The following is a 26,157-nucleotide window of genomic DNA, read 5'->3' on the forward strand; positions in this document are numbered from 1 at the left end:
ATCTCCAATGGTGCTCGTTCGAGTGCGTGCGGTTTTGGCGTGGGATATGGACGAATTTTGGGTCTTTGGCTACGGCTCCCTGATGTGGAATCCGGGCTTTCAATTTCAAGTGCGTTTAGGCGCGCGCGCCTTCGGTTACAGGCGCTCGTTGTGCATTCGCTCCTTCGTTCATCGCGGAACGCCGGAACGGCCGGGCCTGGTGCTGGGGCTGGATCGGGGCGGCTCCTGCCGGGGAGCCGCCTTTAAGGTGAACGCCGAAGATCGCGAAGAGGTTCTCGATTATTTGCGAAAACGCGAGCTGGTGACGAACGTTTATCTGGAGCGCCATCTGCGGCTGGCGCTGGAGGATGGGCGTGAGGTGCGCGCCATCGGTTACGTGGTCGACCGCGCCCATCCGCAGTATGCCGGCGCCCTCGATGTCGAGGAGGCCGCGCGTATCGTGCAGGTTTCTGCCGGCCAGTCGGGGCCGAACGAAGCCTATGTCGCCAACACGGTGGCACACCTCAAGGAGATGGGCATTCGCGATGCCTGGCTGGAGGGTGTTGCGGCAGCCGTCAGGGCGAAAAACCCTCAGGCGGTGGCCTGAGCCCTGATCTCGGTAATGCGCTTGGCCGCTTCCGGCGGCACCGGCACATGGGGATTGGCCTCGATCGTTTCGATCAGCAGGTCGTCGCTTGCCTTTTCCAGCGTTTCGGTCAGCCGTGCAAAAAACACGTCTGGGTCAAGACCCGGCTCGATTGGCGGCAGGATGCGGATCTTGAAGTGGCCGGGATAACGCATGGTGCTGCGGCGCGGCCAGAACAGGCCGGGATGCATGGCAATCGGCACCACCGGCACCTGCATGTCGCGGTAGATACGGGCAATGCCGTATCGGTAATGCGGTTCGGCGCCGGGCGGGCGGCGGGTGCCTTCGGGATAGATGATCAGCTGGCGGCCGTTGTCCATTTCTTCCCGGGTGCGGCGCATCATCTCCACGATCACCTTGCCGCGGGCGCTGCGATCGACGGGGATCATGTTCTGCTTCATCAGGTACCAGCCGAACAGCGGGATCCAGGTCAGCTCCCGCTTCAGGATATAGACCGGATCCTCCACCCAGGGCAGAAGCGCATAGGTGTCCCAGATCGACTGATGTTTGGGTGCAAAGATGCAGCCTGTTGTCAGCAGGTTTTCCAGACCCTCGATCTCGAAAGTGGTGCCCACCATCTTGCGCATCAGCCAGTGGTTGGAGCGTGCCCAGCTCTTGGGCACCCACAGCGCCTTCTTGCGCGGCATGACGAAATAAACAGGCGCCAGGATGATCATGCGCAGGATCAGTGTGGCGTAAAAGGCGATGTTGAACAGATTTGAACGCAAAAAGAGCATGAAGGCCGGTTCCGGTGGGCGGGCAAGGGCTCCCTACACCATCCGCCGATCAGACGGAAGCACAGTCTCACCGCACCGGCCGCGTGCTTTCCTGCTGGATCTCTTCCTCGCTGCGCAAACCTTTGCCCTGGTGGATGCCGATAAGCGAGCGCAGGCTTGCCACGGCCCACTTGGCGTATTCCGACAGCATGGTGCGCAACACGTCCGGCTCGGCAAACCAGGCCTTGCGCTTCAGGTCCGAATTGATCACCGGATAGGGGATGAAATCTGTCTGGCGGTCGATCAGGCGCAGTTCCAGCAGGCTGCGCGGCATGTGGTAATTGTTGGTGACGACGAGAACCGAGTGGTAGCCGTGATCGTGGATCCAGCGGGTGATCTCGTTGGCATTGCCGATGGTGTCGATGGCCTCGTAACCCACGTCGACGCAGCACTTGAAAAGGTCGGGCGAGCTTTGCGTGGTGCGGCGGATCTGCGTCGGCGAGGTGGAGGGGTGGGCGCCTGAAATCAGCAACCTCCCGCCGGCGCCGTCGCGCAAAAGCCCCAGCGCCTGGTCGATGCGCTGGTAGCCGCCGGTCAGCACCACGATGGCATCCGCCTTCACCCCATCGGGGGCGCGAAGAGAGGTAACGGAATCGGCAAACCAAAGGAACCCGCCGAAAACGCAGGCCGCAACCAGCAGAGCTGCCATGCCGAGATAACGCAGACAGCGCCGCACCGGCCCGCTGCGGCGGAACCAGCCCTTTTCGCCACCCTGCTGCGGCGGCATCTCGCTATTGCTCATCGTCGGGCCAAGGGCCATGGCCTCGTCCTCAGCCGGTGATTTGCCATCGCCACAGATCTAACGCTCCCTCAGGTTCCGGGCAACCCATCGGAACGCGAGGGGTCCGAGCGAATGAGATCGATCTCGTCGATGGTGCGCATCACGGTAAAACGTGCCGTCAGGGTCGTCAAAAGCGCGATGACGATCATGGTGGCGAGAATGCCGAGATAGCCCATGAAATTGATGGTGAAGGTGCCAAACAGGGCTGTCGCCTGATCGGTCTGCGGCGTGGCGCGCGTGCTGCTCTGCAGGAAGCCGGCCACGGCAAACAGAAGTGCGGCAAGAATTCCGCCGGCCGCCGAGCCCTTGAGGCTGATCTTCAAAAAATGCTTCTGGAATTCGGTGGCGACAAAACCGCTTTCGGCACCGACGAAATGCAGCACTTCCACGATGTGCCGGTTGCCCGACAGCGCGCCGCGCGTGGCAAAGATCACCGTGAGGATCATGGCAGTGAAGACAAGCACCAGCACGCCGGTGCCGATCAGCACGGTTGTGTGCGCCATGGAAACGAGACGATCCACCCAGGTGCGGTGGTCGTCCAGAAAGGCCTGCGGCACTTCGGTGCGCAACAGATCGCGCATGGCGGCGAAATCCGGCGGGTTTGTTTCATCGATGGTGATGATGATCAGGCGCGGCACCGGCAGTTCCTTGAGGTCGAGCCCGGCGCCCAGCCACGGCTCCAGCAGGCGTGCGGTTGCCGCATCGTCCATGATGGTGCCTTCCTTCGTGCCAACGAAGGTCAACGCCAGATCGCGCGCCTTTTTCAGCGTCGCATCCATGTCCAGTCCGTCATCGGGCTTCACCTGAATGGTGATCTCGCGGGAAATCTGGCTTTCCCAGGAAGACGCCGTGGCGCGCACCATGCTGACGGCACCAAGCGTCAGGCAGGCCAGAAACGACATGATGGCGATCACCACCAGAAGCGCATTGCCCTGAATGTTGGAGGGCGGCAGGATCGGCCCTGTCGGGCGCACGCGCATTTCCGCGCGCCGTGGCTGCTGGCCCTGCGCCGAAGGCTGGCCCGGATTGGGCGCGGCGTTCTGGCCCGCTTTCAAGCCTTTCTTCCGGTCGGCCTTCTTGCCGGACTTTTGCGCGGGCGTGGGGCGGCTGATCTCATTCATAGATATCGAGCCGCCCTTCGGTGAGGATCATCCGGCGCGCATTCACCTGGTCCATCAGGCCAAGATCATGCGTGGCAATCACCACCGCGGTTCCCAGCCGGTTGAGTTCGAGGAAGAGGTTGAGCAGCCGGCGTGCCATCGGCGGATCGACATTGCCCGTCGGTTCGTCCGCCAGCAGGATTTCCGGGCGATCCATGAGCGCGCGGGCAATGGCGGCGCGCTGTTTCTCACCGCCGGAGAGGACCGGTGGCAGCACGTTGATGCGCTCGCCAAGCCCCACCCATTTCAGAAGTTCGATGACGTCGGTGCGGTAGCTCGCCTCGTCCTTGCCACGCACCCGCAGCGGCAGCGCCACATTCTCATAGGTGGTGAGGTGGTCGAGCAGGCGAAAATCCTGAAAAACGATGCCGACGCGCCGGCGCAGCATTGGCAGTTCGCCGCGCGGGATCTGAGAGAGGTCGCGGTCGAACATGCGGATGAGGCCGCGCGTCGGCTGCAACGACATGAACAGCAGGCGCAGCAGCGTGGTCTTGCCCGCGCCAGAGGGGCCGGTGAGGAACTGGAAGGAGCGCTTAGGGATATCGAACGTCATATCCCGCAGGATTTCCGGCCCCATCCCGTATCGCAAACCGACATTTTCGAAATGGATCAACGCGTCGTCCAGTCGCTTGGGAAATGGTATTTGCGCCCTTGGTAAACGGCAAGGGTTGATGGAATCTGAATCATACCCGGAAAACGAGGCGTTTCCGGGGTGATTTTGCGAAGTATTAACCATTTGAATTTACGACTGAGCGGGTTGCGTTTCAATGCCCGAAATTCGACCTTCGTGTGGACGGGCGGGGAGAAAGCCATGCACGCATTCCGCTCGCGTCGTCCAAAGGGTGCCGAAACCCACGATATCCTGCCGCCGGAACCCCGGGCCTCGCGCCCGCACCCCTATGGAAGACAAGCCGCCGCAAGACAGCCCTCTGCAAGACGTCCTGCGGATGTGGTGGATGTGGAATTTGTGACCGTGCGTGGCCCGGCGCAACCGGCGCACTCGCACGGCTACGGCAATGACAACACATTTTACGGCAAACGCCCTTCCCTGAAAACCAAAAGACCTAAGGGCGGCCTGATCGGCGAACCGGCGTCGCGCGTGGCACGGCTGGTGGAACGATGCGAGGCCCTGCTGTCGCGCATGTCCGCCGATCTTTTTTCCGCTGTCGTCGCCTTCGTTTTCGTTCTGGTGTTTGCCCTTTGCGGTGGCTTTTCGCTGATATCGGGCGGGGCGGCTGATGCGCACCAGGGGCCGGGCCTCGATATCACCCATGTCACGCTGACGCCGGAGAGGGCCGGTGGCGGCCTCACCATCAACGGTGTGGTGGAAAACCGCAATGCGCTGACGCTTGCTGTTCCGGCGATCCGGGCGGAGCTTCTGGTGGATGGCGCGGTTGTCGCCGATGCCCTCATCGATCCGCCGGTTGCCGAAATGCTTGGCAATCACAGCCACGGTTTTTCCTTCTCCATGCCGCAGCCCGGTGGAAAAAGCCCGCACTTGCGCCTTTCCTTTGCAACGGCTCGTGCATCCGGCGACTGATCTGTGCTATCGCGGGCGTTTGGTCACACCCGGGAGACGCCCCATGCCCATCGTGCGCGGCAAAATCATCGAGCCGCTTTACACCGCCGAGCAGATCGCCGAGCGCAATCATGACATTGCCCGCCGCATCGCCGAAGGCCCGACGAAGGACCTGCTGGTCATTGCGGTGCTGAAGGGCTCGTTCATTTTTGCAGCCGACCTGTTGCGCGCCCTGCACGAAACCGGGCTTGCCCCGGAAGTGGAGTTCATCACCCTGTCGAGCTACGGCGCGGGAACGGTGTCTCAGGGTGTGCGCATCGTCAAGGATATCGATTCGGACGTGAAGGATCGCGACGTCCTCCTGATCGACGATATCCTGGAATCCGGCCGCACGCTGAAATTTGCAAAGGAACTGCTGTTCGAGCGTGGCGCCCGCAATGTCACCATCGCTGTCCTCCTCGACAAGCGGGTGAAGCGCCAGGAAGCGCTGGAGGCCGATTATGTCGGTTTCGAATGCCCCGATTACTTCGTCGTCGGCTACGGCATGGACGTGGCCTATGCCTTCCGCGAACTGCCCTTCGTCGGTGTGGTTACCGGAGATGCTGAAGCGTGAGCGCGAAGGTGAGCCATGCTCACCGCGCGTTAACCATTTAGGATCAGCAGGTCGCGTCGTTTACTCCTCGCAAAGGAAATCCGGGTCATCTGGATCCCGATTTGATGCATGATGCATGGGAGACAATGACAGCCATGGCAAAGATCCTGATTACCGAGGACGAAGATTCGTTGCGTTCGTTCGTGGCACGGGCGCTGCGTCTGGATGGGCATGAGACGCATGAAGCGGCTGATGGCGCTGAAGGACTGCAGCTTTTGGGGGAGGGGCCGTTTGACCTGCTCCTCTCTGATATCCGCATGCCGGTGATGGACGGTATCGAGCTTGCCCACAAGGCAGCCGCCCAGTTCCCGACCCTCAAGATCCTCTTGATGACCGGTTATGCCGAACAGCGCGAACGCGCCGACGACCTTATGGCGAAAGTCATCGATGTCGTGGACAAGCCTTTTGCGCTTCCTGACATCCGCCGCGCCGTCGCGCTTGCCCTGTCTGCGCCAAAGGCTGCCTGATCATCGTCAGGCAGGCTGAAGCCTCAGCGCATCTTACAGGGCCGGACTGCCGCATCGGATGATGATGCCGGCCACGTGCCGATCAGCGGATATCGAGCAGGCGCTCCAGATAGCGGCGCTCCGCCTCGCCAGACAGCGTGTTGCCGAGACGCTCGCGGATGGCATCGAGGATTTCGCGGGCACGCTGCACGTCGATCTCGTCGGGCACCTTCACCTGATCACCGAATTCCGGGCCTGAATTGGCACGCGGACGGCCGAGCGGATCGCGGCCGTTCTGTCCACCCTGCGAGGCCATGCCTTCGCCGGGCTCCTGGCCCTCTCCCTGCTGCCCCTGGCCCTGCTGCATGGCCTGCATGAGCTGCTGCATCATGTTCTGTGCGCCCTGGCGCAGGGCATTGAGCGCATTGCCCTGTCCCTCGACGGCCTGTTCGCCCTGGCCCTGGCCAAGTGCCTTGCCGGCATTGCCCATTTCACGCTCGGCCTGGCCAAACCCTTCGCCCGGCTCCATGCCGAGGCCCTTCAGGCCCTTTTGCAACTCCTGCAGCTTCTGTCCAAGGCCCTCCTGCTGCGCGCGCAGCTGCTTCAGGGCTTCGCGCAGCTGCTCGGCCGTCATCTGGTCCGTCGGCTGCTGGCCCGGTTGTTGACCCTGCTGCTGCTGGCCCTGCTGTCCTTGTTGCTGCTGGCCTTGCGGGTTCTGGCCTTGCTCGTAGGGCTGATCCGGATCACCGCGCTGCATGCGGTCTCGCAATGCCTGATCCAGCTGGAATGTCTGGTCCATCAGCCGCTGCTGTTCCTGCATGATCTCGCCCAGCTTGTCGATCTGCTGGCGCATCTGGCTGTTCTGCTGCTGACCCTGCTGGGGGCGCTGCATGCGGCCGGCCTGCAGGTTGTTCATCATGCGCTGCAGGTCCGACAGCATCTGCTGTGCGGCATCACGGTTGCCGGAGCGGGCCAGGTTTTCGATCTGGTCCATCATGTTCTGCAGGTCGCGCTGGCGCAGCATATTTTGGGCCTGCATGTTCTGCTGACCTTGCGGCATGTTTTGCATGCGCTGGGCAAGTTCCGACATGAAGTTCTTCATGGCCTCGCGCAGTTCCTGCATCAGGCGAGCAATTTCCTGGTCGGAGGCGCCGTTCTGCAGGGCTTCGGAAAGAGCGTCCTGCGCATCGCGCAGACGGCGTTCCGCCTCAGACAGCTGGCCATCCTCGATGCCAAGCGCGATTTCCCAGAGGTAATCGGCCGTGTCCTTCAACTGCTCTTCGGAGCGCGCCAGCTTCATGCGCTCCAGCGCAGATCGGATCAGCAGGAAATGGCTGAGATTGGGGATGGTTTCGTCCGGACGCAGCGCCAAGGCTTCGTTGAGGGCGATCGCGCGCGGCATCTGGCGCGTATCGAGCGCAAACACCTGCCGCTGTTCGGCAACGGCGCCCGCCAGCGGTTCGGAGAAACGGCGGGCCGGCAGCACCATTTCAACCGGCGCGCTTCGGCCTTCCTGGCCGGCGCCATCGGTTGCAACAAGGGTGATGCGCACACGCTTGCCCGACAGTGGATGTTCGGTGAGGTTGCGACTGGTCAGCCCCTTTACCTCGCGGGCGTTCTGGCGCGGCAGGTCGAGCTTGTATTCGGGAAGCGGATAAAGCGGCGTTGCCTCGGCGCGCTGCGGCTCCACCGGTTCGATCAGCGCAAAAGCCTTCTGGATGCCGTAGTCGTCCTTACCGGTAAAACCGATTTCGAGCGCGCCGTTCACGGCCCGGCGCGGCTGCTTGTCGAAGGCGATCTCTGGCGCGCGGTCGGCGATCACATCAAACAGCCAGTGCTGGCCGTTGACGGTAAGGTTGCCGCTTTCGGTCACCTTCATCTTGTAGGTGCGCGGCGCAACCGGCTGGCCGGATGCGGATGCCTGCCGCTCAGCGACCGGTGCTGTCGCGGCATCCGTTGCCTCCGCGCTTTCCGGAATAAGGCTGCGCGGTGCGCCGGCCTCTGCTGCTGCCTTGGCGCTCGCAAACTGAACGGCCTCTCCGCCCTCGCCGCCTGTTACCCGGATGGTCAGATCGGAATATTGGGGTATGCGCACAGTATCGGCCACGGGCGCTTCCCGGCCGGTGAGGAAGATCGGCGCACGCCCGGTATAGGAGGGCGGCGTCAGCCAGGCATCGATGCGCAGGTCCGGGTTGATGCTGGCAACCGGCGCCGAGGGCGCCACGACATCGCCCATGCGGCCACCGCCATTGGAGAAGGAATAACCGAAGGCGGCCACCAGCAGCAGGGCGGGCAGGGCGCGCAGGCCAAAGCGGTCATGCCGTGCAATATCGGGGCGCGGCAGGCCGGCATCCAGCACTGCAATGCGCCGGGCCATACGGATCTGGTGTTCCTTCCAGAGCGCCCTTGCGAAGGGCGTGTCGAAGGCAGGTTCTTCCTCCTGCACGGCAACCGGCTGGTGGGGCAGGTTGTTGCGCGTTTCGAGCAGGCGATCGGCATCGGCAGGTGCTGGCCAACGCAGGCGGCCGAGCGGCAGGATCGACATCAGGAAGGCAAAAACGAATAGACCGAGCGCCACCCAGCGCATCAGGTCCGGCATCAGGCGAAACAGGCCGAACCATGCCCCGGCCACAAACAGCGCAAGAATGCAAAGCGGCAAAAGCAGAAGCGGTGCAAGCCGTTCGCAAAACAGCACGATGCGCGCAAACGACCGTTTCAGCGCAACGCGGCGCGCCAGGTCTGGATGGCCCTCGAAGGCGCCTTTGCGGTTAAGGCTCATGCGGTCCGTCTCCTGCAGGGGTGGCGGCGTCAACCGACGTCGGGCACCGCAGCACGCGAACCCGTTGCAAACAAGATACCAGTGTTTGTGGCGAAGACGAGGGCAACCCTTGGGATTGCCCGCTGTTTTTGGCCGCTTCGCTGAATTGTGAACGGCCTATGGGTGCTTCAGGCGCCTTTGGCCGATGCCGGTTAGCTCAGCCAGCCCGGTACGGAGTCGAGCGCGATCAATTCGTCATAGGTGCCGCGCGGGCGGATGACGTGGAATTCATTGCCCTTCACCAGCACTTCCGGCACCAGGAGGCGGGAATTATAGGTGCCGGCCTGCACCGCGCCATAGGCACCGGCGGAGGCGACAGCAAAGAGATCGCCGGGCTTTGGCTCTGCCATCTCGCGGTCGAGCGCCAGGTAATCGCCGGTTTCACAGACGGGGCCGACGACATCGGCCTTGATGCGCGGCGCATCGTCTGCGGGAACCACCACCGGGCGAATGCCATGATAGGCCTCGTAAAGTGTCGGGCGGATGAGGTCGTTCATCGCACCGTCAACGATGACAAAAGTCTTGTTCCCCGCATCCTTCACATAAATGACTTCGGTCACCAGAATACCGGCATTGCCGACGATGAGGCGGCCAGGCTCCGTGACGATCCGGCAGTTCAGGCTTTGCAGCTGCGTCTTGACGATGGTGGCATAGGCATCCGGCAGTGGCGGCGGGCTGTTGTCTTCGCGGTAGGGAATGCCAAGGCCACCGCCGATGTCCACATGCTCGATACTATGTCCGTCGACGCGCAGCTTTTCCACCAGTTCGCGCAGCAGCCGGAAGGCATCCTCGAAGGGCTGCAATTCGGTGATCTGGCTGCCGATATGCATGTCGATGCCGGTAACCGAAATGCCGGGAAGCGTTGCCGCATGGGCATAGACCGCGCGGGCGCGCTCATAGGAAATGCCGAACTTGTTTTCCTTCTTGCCCGTGGAGATTTTCGCATGGGTGCGCGCATCCACATCCGGATTGATGCGGAAGGAGACATGCGCCTTCATGCCCTTCTTCACCGCGCGGCTGTTGAGAACCTCAAGCTCCGGCTCGGATTCAACGTTGAAGCAGTAGATGCCGGCGTCCAGCGCCAGATCCATTTCGACAGGCGTCTTGCCGACGCCGGAAAACATGATGCGGCTTGCCGGAATGCCAGCGGCCAGCGCCCGGTGCAATTCGCCGCCGGACACCACGTCGACGCCTGCGCCAAGCCTTGCCAGCGTCTTCAGCACCGCCTGGTTGGAATTGGCCTTCATGGCGTAACACACCATGGCATCCACACCCGCAAAGGCCTCGGAAAACACCCGGTAGTGGCGCTCCAGCGTTGCCGTGGAATAAACGTAGAAAGGCGTGCCGACAGCTTGCGCAATCTCAGGCACGGCAACGTTTTCGGCGTGCAGCACGCCGTCGATATAATGAAAATGGTTCACGGGCGTGCTCGGGTCAGAGAAGCGGGTCGAGGAGGAACGGCTTTTCGGCCACCGGATCAGGTTTTTGCGTGCCGCTCTTGCGGATGTTCTGCTGCTCGACAGGCGTGCTCGGCTTGTCGAGCTTGCCCTTGCGTCCGCAGCCGGTAACGGCAACGCCTGCGATGCAGAGCACGATCGTGATGCGGGCGAGAGTGCGCAAGGTGGACATTCCTATTCCTTTGTCAGCCAGCGATAAGGCCTGTTCATAGCGAAGTTCGGCCCGCTTGTGCAGTCAATTCTCGTGAACGATGGGCGGTCGCCGATGATCAGTTGCGCGCGCGCCACCAAGCGATCTGCCGGCGGACCTCGCTCGGTGCCGTGCCGCCGAAGCTGACGCGGCTGGCAACGGAGGCATCGACCGACAGCACATCAAACACGCTTTGCGTGATCGATGCATGGATCGACTGAAGCTCCTCAAGCGAAAGACCGGAGAGATCGCAGCCTTTTTCTTCTGCCATGGCGACGGCCCGGCCCGTCACATGGTGGGCATCGCGGAAGGGAAGGCCTGCTTCGCGCACCAGCCAGTCGGCAAGATCCGTTGCGGTCGAATAACCGGAACCTGCGGCAGCGCGCATGCGGTCGGTGCGGATCGTCATGTCGCGCACCATGCCGGCCATGGCGGCAATCGCCAGTTCCAGGTTTTCGGCGGCGTCGAACACCTGTTCCTTGTCTTCCTGCATATCCTTGGAATAGGCGAGCGGCAGGCCCTTCATGATGGTGAGCAGTGCCACCAGCGAGCCGTTGATACGGCCCGTCTTGGCGCGCACCAGTTCGGCGGCATCCGGGTTTTTCTTCTGCGGCATGATGGAGGAGCCGGTCGAAAATGCATCCGATAGGCGGATGAAGCCGAATTGCGGTGTCGACCAGATGACAATTTCTTCGGCAAAACGCGACAGGTGAACGGCGCAGATCGCAGCGACCGACAGGAATTCGAGCGCAAAATCGCGATCCGATACCGTGTCGATGGAATTGCGGGTGGGCTCGCGGAAGCCGAGCGCTTCAGCGGTCATGTGGCGGTCAATGGCAAAGCCGGTGCCGGCAAGTGCTGCAGCACCGATCGGGCTTTCGTCCATGTGGTCGATGGCGTGGCGCACGCGGGCGCGGTCCCGGCCGAACATTTCCACATAGGCCATGCAGTGATGGCCAAACGTTACCGGCTGGGCGGTCTGCAGATGGGTAAAGCCAGGCATCACCGTGTCGGCGTGCTCTTCCGCCTTGTCGAGAAGGGCGGCGATCAGGTCGCTCAGCATGGCTTCGGTCTTGGCCAGCTCTTCCTTCACCCAGAGGCGAAAATCGAGCGCCACCTGGTCGTTGCGCGAGCGGGCCGTATGCAGGCGACCGGCAGCAGGACCGATGAGGGTTGCCAGCCGTGCCTCGATGTTCATGTGAATGTCTTCGAGCTTGCGCGAGAATTCGAAGCGGCCTTCCTGGATTTCTGACAGGATCGTGTTCAGGCCGTGTACGATCTTGTCTTTATCCTCGACGGAAATAATGCCCTGTTTCGCCAGCATGGTGGCGTGAGCGATCGATCCACGGATGTCCTGGGCGTAAAGTTTCTTGTCGAAGCCGATGGAGGCATTTATCTCCTCCATAATGGCATCGGGACCGGAGGCAAAACGTCCGCCCCACATCTGGTTGGAGGAAGCCTGATCCTTTGTGCCGTTGCCCATGATTATCCGCCCTGGAGTATGAAATGTCGAAGAAGAGACCGATCGGTCTGCCATCCGTCCGCCTGATCATGATTGCGGCCGTCGCAGGTATTCTCGCCGGCGCCGTGGCGGTATACGTGAAGGGGGACCTGTCTGGCAATGGCCCGCAGAGTGCGGCAGCCGTTGCGGATGCGCAATGCGCCGGTGCGGTCGCACAGGCCAAGACCGTCTCGGACCTGGCGAAGGGGCAGATTGCAGCTCTGGTTGCAACGCCCGAGCCGCGCCCCTTGCAGCCGCTTTCCTTCAAGGGACCGGATGGCGGCCCGCTTTCGCTGACTAATTTCGAGGGAAAGACAGTGCTTCTGAACCTCTGGGCCACCTGGTGCGTGCCCTGCCGCGAGGAAATGCCGGCGCTGAACGCGCTGCAGGAGGCCAAGGGCAGCGACCGTTTTGAAGTGGTGGCGATCAACATCGATACCGGCGGCGATGAAAAGCCGAAAGCCTTTCTCGACGAGACCGGCGTTCACAAGCTTGCCTATTACCGCGACAGTTCCATGGGCGTGTTCAACGCGCTCAAAAAGGAAGGCCTTGCCTTCGGCCTGCCGGTCACGCTGGTGCTCGACAAAAAGGGCTGCCTCATCGGCTCGATGAACGGCCCCGCCGCTTGGGATAGCGACGAGGCGAAGGCCTTGGTGGACAAGGTCTCTGCGCTGTAACCCTGATCTCAGCGTGTCGGAACCGGCACGTCGCCGCGGTAATCGTAAAAGCCGCGGCCGGATTTGCGGCCGAGCCAGCCGGCTTCGACATATTTGACCAGAAGCGGGCAGGGGCGATATTTGCTGTCGGCGAGCCCGTCATGCAGCACCTGCATGATGGAAAGACACGTATCGAGCCCAATGAAATCGGCCAGTTGCAGCGGCCCCATCGGGTGGTTGGCGCCAAGTTTCATGGCTGTGTCGATGGCATCCACGGAGCCGACGCCTTCATACAGCGTATAGATCGCCTCGTTGATCATCGGCAGAAGGATGCGGTTGACGATGAAGGCGGGGAAATCTTCCGCAACGGTGACCGTCTTGTCGAGCGAGGCAACAAAGTCCTTCGCCGTCTTGAAGGTCTTTTCGCCGGTCGCGATGCCGCGCACCAGTTCCACCAGCTTCATGACTGGCACCGGGTTCATGAAGTGGATGCCCATGAACTGTTCGGGCCGGTCCGTGGAGGCGGCAAGGCGGGTGATGGACAGTGAGGATGTGTTGGTGGCCAGAAGCGCCTCCGGCTTCAGCACCGGGCAGATCTTGCCAAAAATCTTGCGTTTTACGCTTTCGTCCTCGGTTGCCGCCTCGATGACCAGATCTGTCGGGGCCAGATCGTTGACATCGACGCTGCCGGAAATGCGCGCCAGCGTATCGCGGCGTTCTTCGTCGGTCAGCTTGCCATTGGAAACCTGGCGGGCAAGATTGCCGTTGATGGTGGCAAGGCCGGCCTCGATGCGTTCGCTGGACAGGTCGTAGAGCGTCACCGTGTAGCCGGCCAGCGCCGACACATGTGCGATGCCGCAGCCCATCTGTCCTGCACCGACAATTCCGACATTCTTGATCATAGCGCCCCATTCCCTATCGAGAGGTGATCCGGCCTGCACAGAAAGTGCGGCTTCAATCCGGTCGTCGCATCGCCGGCCCAGGGCCTTGCGCCTGCCCGGAATTGATAATGCCCACAACCAAAATTTTCCAGTCTTAATCGAAGCCGTCGGCCGGCCCCGTAAACCATCACACTCTAATTTTAGGCCAATCTTAAGCGTAGCGCGGCAAAATGCACCCCGGAGGGACGGCTGGCGAATTGAGACATTCGTCATGAACCGATCCGATGGCTTGGAGATGACCACTGATGCGCATTGCCCGTAAGCTGCCTTTGTTCGTGACCGTGGTGACGATCCTGTCGATCGGCGCGGCAAGTTTTGCCGGTCTGGTCAAAAGCGGGGAGGTTCTGCGCGAGCAGGTGATGGAAAAGCTCGAGGCCACCGCCGACGGCCGGCGCAACGAGGCGCAGCTTTATTTCGAAAACATGGTGACGAACCTTCGGGCGCTGGCCGGCACGGCCACCACCGGCGAGGCGCTGAACAAGTTCCGCCGCGACTGGCGTTATCTCGGCGAAAAACCGAAGGAAACGCTGACCGAGCGCTACATCACCAACAACCCGAACCCTGCCGGCAAGCGGCTCGATTTCGATACCGCCCGTGTCGATACCTATGACAGCAACCACAATCTCTACCATCCGGCACTGCGGGCCTCGCTGAAGCGCTACGGGTATGCGGACATCTTCCTGATCGATGGCAAGGGCACTGTGCTTTATTCGGTGCAGAAAAACGGCGAATATGGCGCCAACCTCGCCGATGCCGGCCTGAAGGACACCGCCCTTGCCAGCGTCTTCCGCAAGGTTGCCGAAAGCGAGGACCGCGAGCTTTACGCCTTTTCCGATTTCACGCTTTATGGCCCGTCAAAGCAGGCGACTGCCTTTCTTGCCTCGCCTCTTTTCATGGGAGACATCAAGGTCGGCGTGATCGTCGTTGCCGTGCCGGCAACGCGCCTTAATGCGATGTTTTCCAACCGCACCGGCCTTGGCGAGACGGGCGAGACGCTGCTGGTCAACTCCGCCGATATGGTGGTGACCGATTCTCCGCTGACGTCTGACAACGAAGCTTTGACGCAGCCCCTCAATTCGCCGCTGGTCAAATCCGCAACGGATGGTAACGTCGCCGCCGGCGTGCTGGACGGTTACCGCAACACCACCAATTACGTGGCAGCTTCGCCACTTGCCTTCGGCGGGCACCGCTGGGCCGTGATTGCCGTGATGTCGCAGAACGAGGCGCTGGCAAGTCTCGTCGGGCTTCGCAACACCATTCTCGGGCTTGCTGCCGGTATCCTGCTGCTAGCCGTCATCGCTGCCATTCTTGTCTCGCGCGGTATTACCCGTCCGATCCATGATCTGGTGGAGGCCATGAGCCGTCTTGCCGGCGGCGACACGTCGATTGCCCTCAAAGGAGAGGGACGCGGCGACGAGATTGGCGATATGGTTCGCTCCGTTGCGGTCTTCCGCGATGCGGCCCTGGAAAAGATCCGTATCCAGTCCGACGCCGATCGCGATCGGCAGCTTTCCGAGACCGAACGGCGCGACCGCGAGGCGGCCCGCAATGCGGAAACTCAGCGGTTGCAGCAGACGGTTCAGGTGCTCGGCGATGGCCTGCGCCGGCTGGCCTCAGGCGATCTCACCACCACCATCGATACGCCGTTCATGGAAGGCCTCGACCGGTTACGGTTGGATTTCAACGATTCGATCCACAACCTTGCTGCCACCATGCAGCAGGTATCCGGTAATACCGCCTCGATCAACGGCACGGCAGTGGGCATGATGGCGGCGACCGACGACCTGTCGCGCCGTTCCGAACAGCAGGCAGCCGCCATCGAGGAAACGTCGGCCGTGATCACGCAGATCATGGAAGCAATCCGCACCTCGACGGATCGTGCGGCAAGCGCCCGCGAAATGGTTGCCGCCACAAAACTGTCCACTGATCGCTCAGGCGAGATCGTCACTTCGGCCGTGGATGCCATGAGCCGTATCGAACAGGCCTCGCAGGAAATTTCGCAGATCATCAACGTCATCGATGAGATTGCCTTCCAGACCAATCTTCTGGCGCTGAACGCCGGGGTGGAAGCCGCGCGCGCGGGTGAAGCCGGCAAGGGTTTTGCGGTGGTTGCCCAGGAAGTGCGGGAACTGGCGCAGCGGTCCGCCACCGCAGCACGCGAAATCAAGCAGTTGATCGGCAAATCCGGAGACGCGGTGAAGACCGGCGTCGACCTCGTGCAGAACACCGGCGCGGCGCTGGGCGATATTGCCAGCCAGGTTACCCGCATCAATGACCAGATTGCGTCCATCGCGGAAGCCTCCGGCGAACAGTCGGAAAGCGTGCGGGAAATTTCCACGGCCATCCGCCAGATGGAAAACACCACCCAGCAGAATTCGCAGATGGCCGAGCGCACCAATACCGACATGGCGCGCCTGACCGAGGATGCGCGGGCGCTGTCGCAGGTGGTTTCGCAGTTCCGCCTGTCGGAAAACGACATGGCGACCTCGGCCCTGCACGCATCGGGACCTTCCACGCAAAGCCGGGTAGACAGGCCGCTGCCGGTTTCGGTGCCGGCGCGCCCCGCAAAGGCTGCCAGCGGCCGCTTCGCACCCGTCAAGCCTGCGGGCGAAAGCAGCCGACAGGTGGCGTCCCCGGCGCGGGCCCTGATGGGCAAGCTGACGGCTGGCCTGCAACAGGCATCTTCCCCTGCGGCGCCCGGCGCCAGCCAGAACTGGGAAGAATTCTAAGCGGCTTCGCCGCACCGCTCCTTGAAAGACGCCCATGAAAAAGGCCGCGCTCCAATCGAAGCGCGGCCTTTTCTTGTACAGGATTCTTGAGGCTCAGAGCGCCTTTTCGAGCGCCGGCAGGATTTCGAAGAGATCGCCGACGAGGCCGTAATCGGCGACCTGGAAGATCGGCGCTTCCTCGTCCTTGTTGATGGCGACGATGACCTTCGAATCCTTCATGCCGGCGAGATGCTGGATAGCACCGGAAATGCCGCAGGCGATGTAAAGATCCGGGGCGACCACCTTGCCGGTTTGGCCAACCTGCCAGTCGTTCGGGGCGTAACCGGCATCGACCGCAGCGCGCGAGGCGCCAACGGCAGCGCCGAGCTTGTCGGCAAGCGGCAGGATGACTTCCTTGAACTTTTCCGAGGACCCAAGCGCGCGCCCACCGGATACGATGATCTTGGCGGAGGTGAGTTCCGGCCGGTCCGACGACGACAGGGCATCGCCAACGAAGCTGGAAAGGCCCGGATTTGCGGCGGCCGCCACGGTTTCGATGGCGGCGGAACCGGTGGCCTCGACGGCGGCAAAGGCTGCCGTGCGCACGGTGATCACCTTCTTGGCGTCGGTCGACTGTACCGTCTGCAGGGCGTTGCCGGCATAGATCGGACGCTTGAACGTATCGGCCGAGATCACCTCGATGATTTCAGACACCTGCATCACATCGAGAAGGGCAGCCACACGTGGCATGACGTTTTTCGCCGATGCGGTGGCTGCGGCAAGAATAACGTCATAGCCGCCTGACAGCTTAACGATGAGATCGGCCAGCGGTTCGGCAAGCCCATTGGCAAGGCCCGCATCGTCGGCCACGAGAACCTTGGCGACGCCCGAGAGCTTCGCTGCGAATTCTGCGGCGGCCTGAACGCCGGCGCCGGCCACCAGCACATGGATATCGCCGCCGATCTGCACGGCGGCCGTTACAGCCTTGGCGGTCTGGTCGGAAACGGCAGCGCCGTCATGTTCCGCGAGAAGAAGAATAGCCATTGTCGTTATCTCCCTGTCGTCCGGTTACAGCACGCCGGCTTCGGTTTTCAGCTTTTCGACCAGCTCGGCCACGGACGCGACCTTGATGCCGGCCTTGCGGCCACCCGGCTCCTCGGTCTTGATCACCTTGAGGCGGGGCGTCATGTCGACACCGAAATCGGCCGGCGACTTCTTGTCGAGCGGCTTCTTCTTGGCCTTCATGATGTTCGGCAGCGATGCATAACGCGGTTCGTTGAGGCGAAGATCCGTCGTGACGATGGCCGGAAGCTTGACCTCGATGGTCTGCAAGCCGCCATCCACTTCGCGGGTCACCTTGGCCGAACCCTCGCCGATCTCCACCTTGGAGGCAAATGTGGCCTGGCCCCAGCCGAGGAGCGCTGCCAGCATCTGGCCGGTCTGGTTGCTGTCGTCGTCAATGGCCTGCTTGCCGAGAATGACGAGGCCGGGGGCTTCCGCTTCGACAACGCCCTTCAAAAGCTTTGCAACGGCCAGCGGCTCGATGGCCTCATCCGTTTCGATGAGAATGCCGCGGTCGGCGCCCATGGCAAGCGCGGTGCGAATGGTTTCCTCGGCCTTTGCCGGACCGATGGAGACGATGACGATCTCGTCTGCCTTGCCGGCTTCCTTCAGCCGAAGCGCCTCTTCCACGGAAATTTCGTCGAACGGGTTCATCGACATTTTCACGTTGGCGAGTTCCACGCCAGAGCCATCCGCCTTGACGCGGATCTTCACGTTGTAATCAACCACCCGCTTAACAGGCACCAGGATTTTCATGACGTCCTTCCTCAGATCGAACCAATTGGGAACATGCGGCTTCTCCCGCACCGCTGATTGTCAATGGGCGACATGGATACGCATTTTTAGGCCGAATACAAAACCTTTTCCCATGTCGCATTGTGCCTTTTGATCATGTCCCCATTCCTGGTGGGCACAAGGTTCGCCTGTCACCTAACGGTTCTTGCCGGGCACCCATAAAATATCGGCTCTGCCGCCGTCATTGGCATGGCGTGCCGCGACGAACAGAAAATCCGACAGGCGGTTTACATATTTAAGCGCGGGAGCGCCGACCACTTCGCCCTCCATCTTCGACAGGTCGACCATCAGTCGTTCGGCGCGGCGCGACACCGTGCGGGCGACATGCAGATGCGCTGCCGCCGGCGATCCGCCCGGCAGGACGAACGAGGTGAGGGGATCAAGTTCTGCATTCAGCGTGTCGATCTCGGCTTCCAGCCGGTCCACCTGCGACTGCACGATGCGCAGCGGTTCCCATTCCACCTTTTCGCCGGTATCGGGCGTCGCAAGGTCGGCTCCAAGATCGAAAAGATCGTTCTGGATGCGAAACAGCATGCCGTCCAGCAGGCTCATTCCGTGTGTATGAAGGCGGGCGACACCGATGACGGAATTGGTTTCATCGATCGTGCCGTAACAATCGACACGCAGATCGTGCTTCAGGCGCCGTGGTCCCGTCACCAGCGCGGTTGTGCCGTCATCGCCTGTGCGGGTATAGATCTTGTTGAGCTTGACCATGATATTCAGCGCCCTCCGCCAGTGAGCCAAAGTGTGAGCATGATGAGGCCGATGGCGATGGCCTGCAGCAGCACGCGCAACTGCATCAGCTTGTTGGATTTGTTGCCGTCCGTGCCCTTCAGCATGTTGAAGAGCCCGCGGATCAGAACCAGAACCACAAGCCCCATGACGACGAGGGCCAGTATGGTGGTGAAACTGGACATGGAATGAATGCCTTTTCTTAAGGGATGTGTCAGTCCAGCTTACGCAGCAGCCGGTAAAGCAGATCGGCGGGCAACAGACGTTTCAGCAACGCTCCCTGTTTTGCCGGTTTGGTGACGAGATAATGCGGACGCGGGCGCTTGGCGGTCAAGGCATGATGCAGAACAGTATAAACCGCCTCGGGCCCCAGTTTGTTTCGGTTCACCGGCCCGCTGCCATCAAGGCGCGCAAGCTGGCGGGTATATTCGGCGGCATGGGCTGAGTTTTCAATGTCGATATGTTCCCGCACGGCGGCCAGCGCATTGGCAGTAAATTGAGAGGCAATCGGGCCGGGCTCGATGAGGCTCACGAAGATTCCGGAGCCATCGAGTTCCATGCGCAGCGTCACGTTCAGCCCTTCGATGGCATGCTTGGAGGCATTGTAGGCCCCGCGATAACGATAAGGCACGAGGCCGAGAATGGATGAGCATTGCACGATGCGGCCATGGCCTTGCGCCCGCATCAGCGGAATGACCTGCCGTGTCAATTCGTGCCAGCCAAACACATTGGTTTCAAACTGCAGGCGCAGCACATCGGTGCTCAGATCCTCCACCGCACCCGGCTGGCCATAGGCGCCGTTGTTGAACAGCGCATCGAGCCGCCCGCCGGTGCGCTGGATGACGTCGGCCACCAGCGCATCGATCGTCTCCTGCTTGGTATAATCCATCAGGAAGGCCTCGATGCCATCCGCTTCCAGCGCATGAAGATCCTGCGGCTTGCGCACGGTTGCAAACACCCGCCAGCCATCGGCTTTCAAGGCGCGCGCGCAATGGGCGCCAATCCCGGATGAACATCCAGTGACGATAATGGTGCGCGCTTGCGACATTATTCCTCCCGACAGGCTCTCTCCCTGTACAATGCCTTTGCGTTTCCCATATTTGAGCGGACGTGACAACGGAGATCGCATTGGCCGAAGAACCGCCGAAACTTCGATGGTATCAGTTTTTCTACAAGGTCTTCTTCGACGCCTATGGTCATTTCAACGATGACGATGGCTGGGCGCTGGCAAGCCATGTCGCGCTGTCGGGGCTTCTGGCGCTGTTTCCGTTCCTGATTTTCGGCACCGCACTCGCCGGTTTCCTCGGTGCCAGCAGCTTTTCCGAAACGGCGGTGCATCTGCTGTTCGATACCTGGCCGACAGCAATCGCCGAGCCGCTGGCTGCTGAAATCCGCCGCGTGCTGGAAATTCCGCGCGGTGGCCTGCTGACGATTTCCGTGCTGGCTGCTGCCTATTTTGCCTCCAATGGCGTCGAGGCACTGCGCATTTCCTTGAACCGTGCCTATCGCGTGCCGGAAAACCGTCCCTGGTATGTGACCCGCCTTGCAAGCCTCGGGTATGTGATCGTCGCGGTGGTGATCTTTGCCGCAATCAGCATCGTGCTCGTGGCGCTGCCGATTGCGGTGCGTTTTGCCGGATCGCACATGCCGTGGCTGCGGGACGAACTGGCCAATATCTCAAGTTATGGCGTCATCGGCACCGTCATCGTGCTCGTGCTGGGCTTGATCGTCTGCCACAAATGGCTGCCGGCCGGCTCGCGGCGCCTCATCGACATCCTGCCGGGCATCGTACTCACCATCCTCTGCTGGAGCGCCTTTGCGCTGATCTTTGCCTCTTATCTGGCAACCTTTGCCAATTATGCCGCGACCTATGCCGGTCTTGCCTCCGTCATGATCGTGCTGGTGTTTCTCTATATGGTCGGCGTCATCTTCATGCTGGGCGCAGAAGTGAACGCCGCCCTGATGAAGTACCGCGTGCTGTCGGCGCTTTCCAAATCGCGGCTGATGGGCGGCAAGCGGCGCAAACGGGCACGCGAGGCGGCCTCAGAATCCGAGCAGGCCGCGAATATCGGCCGGTGAATGGCCGGATGCCTTCAGCGCCGCAATCCCCGTCGAGCCCTCGCTTTTCGACAGCTTGCGCCCATCCGGCCCCAGCACCAGCCGGTGATGGTGATAAAGCGGCTCCGGCAGGCCGAGCAGATGCTGCAGCAGGCGATGCACGGACGTCGCGTGAAAGAGATCAAGCCCGCGCACCACATGGGTGACCCCTTGCGCCGCATCGTCCACCACGACGGAGAGATGATAGCTGGATGGCGCATCCGAGCGTGACAAAACCACATCGCCCCAGGCTGCGGGATCGGCTGTCATCGTACCCTTGCCCCCATCGCCTGTTTCCTGAAAGGTGAGGGGCTTTGCCACCAGCGAAAGCGCCTTTTGCATATCCAGGCGAAGCGTGTGCCGCAGTCCGCTTTTCAACAGATGCGCCCGCTCGCGGCCATGCCTTTGCCGGTCATCCGGCGGATAGAGCGGTGCGCCATCCGGGTCGCGGGGCCAGGCCTTGCCTTTTGCCTCTGCCGCTGCATGCTTTGCCTTCACTTCGCCGCGCGTGAGAAAGGCGGGATAGACAAGACCCAGTGCTTCAAGTCGCGACAGGGCCAGGTGATACTCCTCCAGATGCTGCGACTGGCGCCGCACCGGCGTTTCGAACTCAAGACCGAGCCAGGCGAGATCGCGAAAAATCTCGTCCTCGAATTCCGCCCGGCAGCGGGTCTGGTCAATATCCTCGATGCGCAGCAGCAGGCGGCCGCCTTCCTCCTTCGCCATCTGCTCGTTGGTGAGCACGGACAGCGCATGGCCAAGATGGAGGAAGCCATTGGGGCTCGGGGCAAAACGGAAGACGGGATTTTGACGGGACGGGCTGTGCATGCTCTTTTCTACGACGACTTGGAGAAAATGACGATGGCGAAGATCAAGAGCGAGGCAGATATTGCAGAGGGGATTGTCGCTCTCTGTGGGCTCGATCCCTGCCTTCTCGATGTCGTGGACGCGGCAGGCCCGGTGCCGCTGCGTCTTGCCGAGCCGGGCTTTCAGGGGCTTGCCCATATCGTCGTGTCGCAGATGGTCTCCAAGGCCAGTGCATCCGCCATCTGGCGGCGTATCGAGGCGCAAGGGCCGGTTGATGCGGCCGGATATCTTTCCCATGCGCCAGCGGTTGTGGCAGGCTTCGGCCTGTCGCGCGCCAAGGCAAAGACCCTCGAAACACTTGCCCGCGCCGTGATCGAGGGCCGGCTTGATCTTGAAGGGCTGGCAGGGCTGGAAGACGAAGAAATCCAGGCAAGGCTCGTGGCGCTTCCCGGCATCGGCCCCTGGACGGCGGAAGTCTACCGGATGTTCTGCCTCGGCAGCCCGGATATCTTTCCGGCGGGCGATGTGGCACTTCGCGCAGCCGTCGGCCACGCCTTCCATTGGCCGCAGCGGCCGACGGCGCAGGACGTTGCCGCGCAAGCATTGCGCTGGAGCCCCTGGCGCGCCGTGGCCGCCCGTCTGTTCTGGGCCTATTACGCCCGTGTGATGCGCCGCGACGTGCTGCCGCTTGGATGATTCGCTGCGATGTCAACTGCGGCATCAAGGGGGCTTCACATTCCTGTAACAACAGACCTAATATAGAAGGGACATAAGCCGAATCGGTGAGGAGCGTCCGTTGACGATTGCAGTCTCCCCGCAGGCCCTGCCGGCGCTCGTCTTGAACGCTGACTACCGGCCGCTGAGTTATTACCCCTTGTCGCTCTGGTCCTGGCAGGACGCGATCAAGGCGGTCTTCCTTGACCGTGTGAACATCATCGCGGAATACGATCACTCGGTCTCCTCGCCCACCTTTTCCATGCGCTTGCCAAGCGTCGTCAGCCTGAAGACCTATATCCAGCCGACCCGAAACCCGGCCTTCACCCGCTTCAACGTGTTTTTGCGCGACCGGTTCGAGTGCCAGTATTGCGGCTCTCACGAGGATCTGACCTTCGATCACGTGATCCCGCGTGCCCATGGCGGCGAAACAACCTGGGAAAACGTCGTGGCGGCCTGCTCGCCGTGCAATCTGCGCAAGGGCAGCAAATTGCCCAAGCAGGCGGGCATGCATCCGGCGCAAAGACCTTATCAGCCGACGGTGCAGGACCTGCACAACAATGGCCGGCTGTTTCCGCCGAACTATCTGCACGAAAGCTGGATGGACTATCTCTACTGGGATACCGAACTTCAGCCTTAAGCTTTTTGGACGGGAAAAAGTCCTAGGCGCGGCGCGTAAAAGCGCCCTTGAAGGCGATGGCGGCAAGGATCACGCTTGCAATCACGTTCCAGCCGGCAAAAGACAGGCCGAGTACGCGCAGTGCCGCTTCCGTGCAGGAAGGTCCATGCACGGTGTTGATGTCCGACAGCAGGTTTCCGGCATTGGTGGTCAGCCCGTTGGCGCTGGTCGAGCAGGTGGCAGGCCCCGCCCAGAAGCCCCATTCAACCCCTGCATGATAGACGCCGATGCCGGCGCCGATCAGCATCATGATGCCGATCAGGCCGAGAAGGCCGCGGGTGACAGCAGGCGGCAGGCGAAAGGCAGCTGTTGCAAGCGCCCCGAGCGCCACAGGAATGGCCCAGTAATAAGGCTCGCGCTGCAGCAGGCAGAGTGCGCAAGGAATATAACCGCCGATATGCTGGAAACCGAGCGCGGTTCCCACAGTTGCCGTCATGCCGAGCGCCAGCGCCAGCGAATATTTGATCAGCGGCGAGCGATGTCGATCAGCGGACAGCATGGGGTTTCTCCTTGGGGAAGCGGTCAACGACCTGCTCTAGAGGGCTGCCTTGCATCTGTAAATGCGCCTCACCGCACCGCTACCCCTTGCCGCAGCCAAATTTCCGTGACTTCGCGCGATATGGTCCCGATGCCCTCGCAGCGCTTGCGCAGGCCGCCAAGGCTGTGCTAGATGCCTGCCACCACTTTCGATGCCCCGTTGGCGGAATTGGTAGACGCGCCTGACTCAAAATCAGGTTCCGAGAGGAGTGCTGGTTCGATTCCGGCACGGGGCACCACTTTACGAATTCGACTTTGTTTTCCTTGTGGAATTTCCGTTTTTTCCCGCACTAGAATTTAGGTGCGGGGAAAGTTCGATCTCGATCTGTTCTGCAACCAACTTTGAAGCGCGAATTCCAAGCCTCTTTCGGTCCGCTTTTTTCGTGTAGACCTCGGCCTGTCGAGACGTCGCCCACCCATACTGCGCCATCAATTCGTGAGACGAAGCGCCAGCGTTTGCAGCAAGCGTGGCGGATAATTTCCGCAGTCCGTGCGCGCTCTTGCTGACGCCCGCAGCGGTGCAGTGCTTACGAAACCAGTTTCCAAAAGACTCGACTGTGAAGGGCCGGCCGTTCTCTCCGACGACAAAGGCAAGATCGCCTGTTTTCGTTTCCTCGATCACCTTCATGAGGCGGTCGGGAAATTCCACAGTAATGTCGGCCCCGGTTTTGCGGGTGCGCATAGAGAACACATTTCCCGTCATATGCTGACGGCCAGCACGAACAATGTCTGAGCGCCGCAGGCCTGAGCAAAGCAGCAGCTCCATCGCCAGGCGCTGCGCTGTGCCGATTTGCCACGTTCTGCAGAAGAGATGCACGTCTTCGGACGTCCAAGGTTCGAAGCCATCCGTTTTGTAGGTGAGCCGCTCCACGCCATGCGTCGGATCGAATTCCGCGAGATCAGATTTGATGGCCCACTCGAACACGCCGCGCAAAGCCTTCAGAAGGGCATTGGCTTGGCCAGGAGTGGACGAGCGGGCTTCAAGTGCAGCCTCGACGTCCTTCTTTGAAATGTCGGCATAGAACGCCTCGCCTGCGTTCTTCAGCATCTGCAAAAACAGATTGCCGCGCGCTCGTCGCGTCGAGACGGATAGCTCCGCCCATTTGCGGCTTTCCATGTACTGGCCAAAGAGCCACTTCAAGGTTCTGGTGTCGCCTCTCTGTCTCGTGCGGGCCGGTTTTTCGGCGGCTATGGCATCTCGATACGCTGCCTTAAACTCTTCGGAACCTGGCACGCCACGAAGCCTGGTGCGTGGGCCCTTGCCGACGCGATAATAGAACACCACCGTTCCGTGGCGGTTTCTTTCCTTGATCACATTGAGCGGCAGCTTGCGTGGCATGGTTTTCATCAAAGTCGTACTCCGCCTCGCGGAGCAAGTTGATTTTGGGACGGCATAGCGGATGCGGCTGGCGCCACTCGGATTGTGCGGCCGGCTTCGGTCACCTCTACCGTGACATTCTGTTCTGTTGCGATGGCGGCCATTCGTTTCAGGTCCGCGCTTTTAATCCAGGCGACTGCAGTCATGTTGCGGTATCTCTTCGATCGGGATGCGGGACATCGCGGGCTGTGTATCGGCGACGCGTTGCCTCAACCGACAACGCACCAACTCACATTTCGAACGAAAATATCGCGATAATCGCGATTACAGTCAATCTAAATTTGCGTTAATCGCAAACAATGGCGGATTGATGGGGCGCCAAGCTCGCGATTTTACCGCTGCTGAGGCGTCCGCAATTGAAAGGTGTGGGGTATTTGTTGCCACACTTGGGTGTGCTTGATCTGAATCGCGCGCTCTCGCGAAGCGGTGTGCTAGATCCGTTTCCCCGAAGTCGTCACGTCCTCTATGGGCATGTGCGGGTTCCGCCGAGCAAATTTTTGAGCCGCGTATCGCGTCTTGATGTCGGTCACGATCGCGAAGTACCGCACAGGAATGTCCCTCATCATCGGTGCGTTGACGCTTTCCAGGTGAAACAATCCTGGCGCAGATCCTGGCGACGGGAATTTCACAAGAACCCGTTCGTCTTGCAAAAAGCAGACGCACATGTGGCCCATATGACTTTCAGACGGCTCTTCTTTGTCTTCGTAGAAGATCAGATAGCCATCGTTTGCAACGCCGTACATAGAATTCCCACGGACTTCCAACGCTTCCGTTGTGTCCTTTGCATCGCGTGGGGCCTCGATCTCGCCGAAGTTCCCATCGCCTGAAGAGTAGAGCACAGAGCCTTCCGGTCCTGCGCCCGCCAAGCCCCTGATCGGTACGAAGCGGATGGCGCTCGGATCGCCTCCTGGTGGCTCCTTACCAAAAAACCGCGCCATCGCATTTAGTTCATGAGCTTTGATCGCTCTGACTTCCTTCTCGTGTCCGCTACTGTTTAGCATCCGAGTGACGGCATCCGGCTTGACGTTCAGAAACGCCGCAAGCCTCGACTTAGAGCCGTGGCCCATCGAGTCGAGATTTTTTTTCAACCAGGTGCGGATTTCGTGCTGCGGATCGCTCATGGGAT

At 61.2% G+C, this 26,157-nt stretch carries 27 protein-coding genes and 1 tRNA gene; 10 read left to right on the plus strand and 18 right to left on the minus strand.

Annotated features, from left to right (window positions below; all coding sequences use genetic code 11):
• Positions 1–7 precede the first annotated feature (7 nt).
• A complete protein-coding gene (locus AC4CWF_RS02100) occupies positions 8–586 on the plus strand; it encodes a gamma-glutamylcyclotransferase (RefSeq protein WP_491283489.1) in 579 nt (192 codons plus the stop codon).
• Here the strand turns inward: AC4CWF_RS02100 and AC4CWF_RS02105 are convergent.
• From AC4CWF_RS02105 to ftsE, 4 genes are all read right to left on the minus strand, one after another.
• The gene (locus AC4CWF_RS02105) at positions 571–1,362 is read right to left on the minus strand and encodes a lysophospholipid acyltransferase family protein (RefSeq protein ID WP_491283490.1); all 792 of its coding nucleotides are present in this window, start codon (positions 1,360–1,362) and stop codon (positions 571–573) included. The genes AC4CWF_RS02100 and AC4CWF_RS02105 overlap by 16 nt on opposite strands.
• Positions 1,363–1,429: 67 nt before the next feature.
• A complete protein-coding gene (locus tag AC4CWF_RS02110) occupies positions 1,430–2,161 on the minus strand; it encodes a YdcF family protein (protein WP_491283491.1) in 732 nt (243 codons plus the stop codon).
• 50 nt (positions 2,162–2,211) lie between these two features.
• Positions 2,212–3,162, minus strand: a complete 951-nt coding sequence (locus AC4CWF_RS02115) for a cell division protein FtsX (RefSeq protein ID WP_491285156.1) — start codon at positions 3,160–3,162, stop codon at positions 2,212–2,214.
• Between the two features lie 133 nt (positions 3,163–3,295).
• On the minus strand, positions 3,296–3,955 hold the full coding sequence (ftsE, locus tag AC4CWF_RS02120) for a cell division ATP-binding protein FtsE (RefSeq protein WP_491283492.1): 660 nt from the start codon (positions 3,953–3,955) through the stop codon (positions 3,296–3,298).
• A 198-nt stretch (positions 3,956–4,153) separates the two neighbouring features.
• On the opposite strand from ftsE, the gene AC4CWF_RS02125 reads away from it, so the two are divergent.
• The 3 genes from AC4CWF_RS02125 (at position 4,154) to AC4CWF_RS02135 (ending at position 5,980) form a co-directional block, all read left to right on the plus strand.
• Positions 4,154–4,882, plus strand: coding sequence for a hypothetical protein (locus AC4CWF_RS02125; protein ID WP_491283493.1), 729 nt, complete (start codon positions 4,154–4,156; stop codon positions 4,880–4,882).
• A gap of 43 nt (positions 4,883–4,925) precedes the next feature.
• Positions 4,926–5,474: a hypoxanthine phosphoribosyltransferase gene (gene hpt / locus AC4CWF_RS02130; protein ID WP_491283494.1), complete on the plus strand. Its 549-nt coding sequence runs from the start codon at positions 4,926–4,928 to the stop codon at positions 5,472–5,474.
• Positions 5,475–5,608: 134 nt separating this feature from the next.
• Positions 5,609–5,980, plus strand: a complete 372-nt coding sequence (locus AC4CWF_RS02135) for a response regulator (RefSeq protein WP_491283495.1) — start codon at positions 5,609–5,611, stop codon at positions 5,978–5,980.
• Positions 5,981–6,062: 82 nt separating this feature from the next.
• On the opposite strand, the gene AC4CWF_RS02140 is transcribed toward AC4CWF_RS02135, so the two are convergent.
• The 4 genes from AC4CWF_RS02140 to argH form a co-directional block, all read right to left on the minus strand.
• Positions 6,063–8,738 carry a TIGR02302 family protein gene (locus AC4CWF_RS02140; RefSeq protein ID WP_491283496.1) on the minus strand — a complete coding sequence of 892 codons (2,676 nt, stop codon included), beginning with the start codon at positions 8,736–8,738 and terminating at the stop codon, positions 6,063–6,065.
• A 191-nt stretch (positions 8,739–8,929) separates the two neighbouring features.
• Entirely contained in the window at positions 8,930–10,198 is a 1,269-nt protein-coding gene (lysA, locus tag AC4CWF_RS02145; RefSeq protein WP_491283497.1) for a diaminopimelate decarboxylase, read from the minus strand.
• Between the two features lie 13 nt (positions 10,199–10,211).
• Positions 10,212–10,406, minus strand: coding sequence for an LPS translocon maturation chaperone LptM (gene lptM / locus AC4CWF_RS02150; protein WP_491283498.1), 195 nt, complete (start codon positions 10,404–10,406; stop codon positions 10,212–10,214).
• 97 nt (positions 10,407–10,503) lie between these two features.
• Positions 10,504–11,907 carry an argininosuccinate lyase gene (gene argH, locus AC4CWF_RS02155; protein ID WP_491283499.1) on the minus strand — a complete coding sequence of 468 codons (1,404 nt, stop codon included), beginning with the start codon at positions 11,905–11,907 and terminating at the stop codon, positions 10,504–10,506.
• A 23-nt stretch (positions 11,908–11,930) separates the two neighbouring features.
• Between argH and tlpA the strand changes: the two genes are divergently transcribed.
• Positions 11,931–12,602 (plus strand): thiol:disulfide interchange protein TlpA, encoded by a 672-nt coding sequence (tlpA, locus tag AC4CWF_RS02160; RefSeq protein ID WP_491283500.1) that lies wholly within the window; start codon positions 11,931–11,933, stop codon positions 12,600–12,602.
• Positions 12,603–12,610: 8 nt separating this feature from the next.
• On the opposite strand, the gene AC4CWF_RS02165 is transcribed toward tlpA, so the two are convergent.
• Positions 12,611–13,483: a 3-hydroxybutyryl-CoA dehydrogenase gene (locus tag AC4CWF_RS02165; RefSeq protein ID WP_491283501.1), complete on the minus strand. Its 873-nt coding sequence runs from the start codon at positions 13,481–13,483 to the stop codon at positions 12,611–12,613.
• Between the two features lie 284 nt (positions 13,484–13,767).
• Here AC4CWF_RS02165 and AC4CWF_RS02170 point away from each other — a divergent pair, with 284 nt between their 5' ends.
• Positions 13,768–16,251 (plus strand): methyl-accepting chemotaxis protein, encoded by a 2,484-nt coding sequence (locus AC4CWF_RS02170; protein WP_491283502.1) that lies wholly within the window; start codon positions 13,768–13,770, stop codon positions 16,249–16,251.
• Between the two features lie 93 nt (positions 16,252–16,344).
• Here the strand turns inward: AC4CWF_RS02170 and AC4CWF_RS02175 are convergent, their stop codons facing one another.
• The 5 genes from AC4CWF_RS02175 to AC4CWF_RS02195 form a co-directional block, all read right to left on the minus strand.
• Complete coding sequence (locus tag AC4CWF_RS02175; protein WP_491283503.1) at positions 16,345–17,274, minus strand: electron transfer flavoprotein subunit alpha/FixB family protein; 930 nt, start codon at positions 17,272–17,274, stop codon at positions 16,345–16,347.
• Positions 17,275–17,298: 24 nt separating this feature from the next.
• Entirely contained in the window at positions 17,299–18,048 is a 750-nt protein-coding gene (locus AC4CWF_RS02180; RefSeq protein WP_491283504.1) for an electron transfer flavoprotein subunit beta/FixA family protein, read from the minus strand.
• Positions 18,049–18,222: 174 nt separating this feature from the next.
• Positions 18,223–18,801, minus strand: coding sequence for a cob(I)yrinic acid a,c-diamide adenosyltransferase (locus AC4CWF_RS02185; protein ID WP_491283506.1), 579 nt, complete (start codon positions 18,799–18,801; stop codon positions 18,223–18,225).
• Positions 18,802–18,806: 5 nt separating this feature from the next.
• Complete coding sequence (locus AC4CWF_RS02190) at positions 18,807–19,004, minus strand: twin transmembrane helix small protein (protein WP_491283507.1); 198 nt, start codon at positions 19,002–19,004, stop codon at positions 18,807–18,809.
• A 29-nt stretch (positions 19,005–19,033) separates the two neighbouring features.
• Entirely contained in the window at positions 19,034–19,867 is an 834-nt protein-coding gene (locus AC4CWF_RS02195; RefSeq protein WP_491283508.1) for an SDR family oxidoreductase, read from the minus strand.
• 80 nt (positions 19,868–19,947) lie between these two features.
• Between AC4CWF_RS02195 and AC4CWF_RS02200 the strand changes: the two genes are divergently transcribed.
• Complete coding sequence (locus AC4CWF_RS02200; RefSeq protein ID WP_491285158.1) at positions 19,948–20,898, plus strand: YihY/virulence factor BrkB family protein; 951 nt, start codon at positions 19,948–19,950, stop codon at positions 20,896–20,898.
• Here AC4CWF_RS02200 and gluQRS read toward each other — a convergent pair.
• A complete protein-coding gene (gene gluQRS, locus AC4CWF_RS02205; protein ID WP_491283509.1) occupies positions 20,863–21,744 on the minus strand; it encodes a tRNA glutamyl-Q(34) synthetase GluQRS in 882 nt (293 codons plus the stop codon). The two genes, AC4CWF_RS02200 and gluQRS, sit on opposite strands and share 36 nt — an antisense overlap.
• A 33-nt stretch (positions 21,745–21,777) precedes the next feature.
• Between gluQRS and AC4CWF_RS02210 the strand changes: the two genes are divergently transcribed.
• Complete coding sequence (locus AC4CWF_RS02210; RefSeq protein ID WP_491283510.1) at positions 21,778–22,419, plus strand: DNA-3-methyladenine glycosylase family protein; 642 nt, start codon at positions 21,778–21,780, stop codon at positions 22,417–22,419.
• A gap of 100 nt (positions 22,420–22,519) precedes the next feature.
• Entirely contained in the window at positions 22,520–23,077 is a 558-nt protein-coding gene (locus tag AC4CWF_RS02215; protein WP_491283513.1) for an HNH endonuclease, read from the plus strand.
• 22 nt (positions 23,078–23,099) lie between these two features.
• Here the strand turns inward: AC4CWF_RS02215 and AC4CWF_RS02220 are convergent, their stop codons facing one another.
• Positions 23,100–23,615, minus strand: coding sequence for a disulfide bond formation protein B (locus AC4CWF_RS02220; protein ID WP_491283514.1), 516 nt, complete (start codon positions 23,613–23,615; stop codon positions 23,100–23,102).
• 192 nt (positions 23,616–23,807) lie between these two features.
• Here AC4CWF_RS02220 and AC4CWF_RS02225 point away from each other — a divergent pair.
• Positions 23,808–23,892, plus strand: a tRNA-Leu gene (locus AC4CWF_RS02225).
• A 2-nt stretch (positions 23,893–23,894) separates the two neighbouring features.
• Here AC4CWF_RS02225 and AC4CWF_RS02230 read toward each other — a convergent pair.
• Positions 23,895–25,001, minus strand: coding sequence for a tyrosine-type recombinase/integrase (locus AC4CWF_RS02230; RefSeq protein ID WP_491283515.1), 1,107 nt, complete (start codon positions 24,999–25,001; stop codon positions 23,895–23,897).
• 461 nt (positions 25,002–25,462) lie between these two features.
• Entirely contained in the window at positions 25,463–26,152 is a 690-nt protein-coding gene (locus AC4CWF_RS02235; protein ID WP_491283516.1) for a S24 family peptidase, read from the minus strand.
• Positions 26,153–26,157: the final 5 nt, after the last annotated feature.

It is taken from the genome of Neorhizobium sp. PAMB6630, assembly GCF_058242775.1.

What these genes read in the sequence shown, in the direction of transcription:
- AC4CWF_RS02110 (WP_491283491.1), bottom strand. Translation starts at nt 2,161, where the DNA reads ATGGCCCTTGGCCCGACGATGAGCAATAGCGAGATGCCGCCGCAGCAG.
- AC4CWF_RS02175 (WP_491283503.1), bottom strand. Translation starts at nt 17,274, where the DNA reads ATGGCTATTCTTCTTCTCGCGGAACATGACGGCGCTGCCGTTTCCGAC.
- lptM (WP_491283498.1), bottom strand. Translation starts at nt 10,406, where the DNA reads ATGTCCACCTTGCGCACTCTCGCCCGCATCACGATCGTGCTCTGCATC.
- AC4CWF_RS02180 (WP_491283504.1), bottom strand. Translation starts at nt 18,048, where the DNA reads ATGAAAATCCTGGTGCCTGTTAAGCGGGTGGTTGATTACAACGTGAAG.
- AC4CWF_RS02185 (WP_491283506.1), bottom strand. Translation starts at nt 18,801, where the DNA reads ATGGTCAAGCTCAACAAGATCTATACCCGCACAGGCGATGACGGCACA.
- AC4CWF_RS02165 (WP_491283501.1), bottom strand. Translation starts at nt 13,483, where the DNA reads ATGATCAAGAATGTCGGAATTGTCGGTGCAGGACAGATGGGCTGCGGC.
- hpt (WP_491283494.1), top strand. Translation starts at nt 4,926, where the DNA reads ATGCCCATCGTGCGCGGCAAAATCATCGAGCCGCTTTACACCGCCGAG.
- AC4CWF_RS02115 (WP_491285156.1), bottom strand. Translation starts at nt 3,162, where the DNA reads ATGCGCGTGCGCCCGACAGGGCCGATCCTGCCGCCCTCCAACATTCAG.
- AC4CWF_RS02100 (WP_491283489.1), top strand. Translation starts at nt 8, where the DNA reads ATGGTGCTCGTTCGAGTGCGTGCGGTTTTGGCGTGGGATATGGACGAA.
- gluQRS (WP_491283509.1), bottom strand. Translation starts at nt 21,744, where the DNA reads ATGCACAGCCCGTCCCGTCAAAATCCCGTCTTCCGTTTTGCCCCGAGC.
- AC4CWF_RS02125 (WP_491283493.1), top strand. Translation starts at nt 4,154, where the DNA reads ATGCACGCATTCCGCTCGCGTCGTCCAAAGGGTGCCGAAACCCACGAT.
- AC4CWF_RS02190 (WP_491283507.1), bottom strand. Translation starts at nt 19,004, where the DNA reads ATGTCCAGTTTCACCACCATACTGGCCCTCGTCGTCATGGGGCTTGTG.
- AC4CWF_RS02210 (WP_491283510.1), top strand. Translation starts at nt 21,778, where the DNA reads ATGGCGAAGATCAAGAGCGAGGCAGATATTGCAGAGGGGATTGTCGCT.
- AC4CWF_RS02230 (WP_491283515.1), bottom strand. Translation starts at nt 25,001, where the DNA reads ATGAAAACCATGCCACGCAAGCTGCCGCTCAATGTGATCAAGGAAAGA.
- AC4CWF_RS02235 (WP_491283516.1), bottom strand. Translation starts at nt 26,152, where the DNA reads ATGAGCGATCCGCAGCACGAAATCCGCACCTGGTTGAAAAAAAATCTC.
- AC4CWF_RS02135 (WP_491283495.1), top strand. Translation starts at nt 5,609, where the DNA reads ATGGCAAAGATCCTGATTACCGAGGACGAAGATTCGTTGCGTTCGTTC.
- AC4CWF_RS02140 (WP_491283496.1), bottom strand. Translation starts at nt 8,738, where the DNA reads ATGAGCCTTAACCGCAAAGGCGCCTTCGAGGGCCATCCAGACCTGGCG.
- AC4CWF_RS02105 (WP_491283490.1), bottom strand. Translation starts at nt 1,362, where the DNA reads ATGCTCTTTTTGCGTTCAAATCTGTTCAACATCGCCTTTTACGCCACA.
- AC4CWF_RS02195 (WP_491283508.1), bottom strand. Translation starts at nt 19,867, where the DNA reads ATGTCGCAAGCGCGCACCATTATCGTCACTGGATGTTCATCCGGGATT.
- argH (WP_491283499.1), bottom strand. Translation starts at nt 11,907, where the DNA reads ATGGGCAACGGCACAAAGGATCAGGCTTCCTCCAACCAGATGTGGGGC.
- tlpA (WP_491283500.1), top strand. Translation starts at nt 11,931, where the DNA reads ATGTCGAAGAAGAGACCGATCGGTCTGCCATCCGTCCGCCTGATCATG.
- AC4CWF_RS02220 (WP_491283514.1), bottom strand. Translation starts at nt 23,615, where the DNA reads ATGCTGTCCGCTGATCGACATCGCTCGCCGCTGATCAAATATTCGCTG.
- AC4CWF_RS02170 (WP_491283502.1), top strand. Translation starts at nt 13,768, where the DNA reads ATGCGCATTGCCCGTAAGCTGCCTTTGTTCGTGACCGTGGTGACGATC.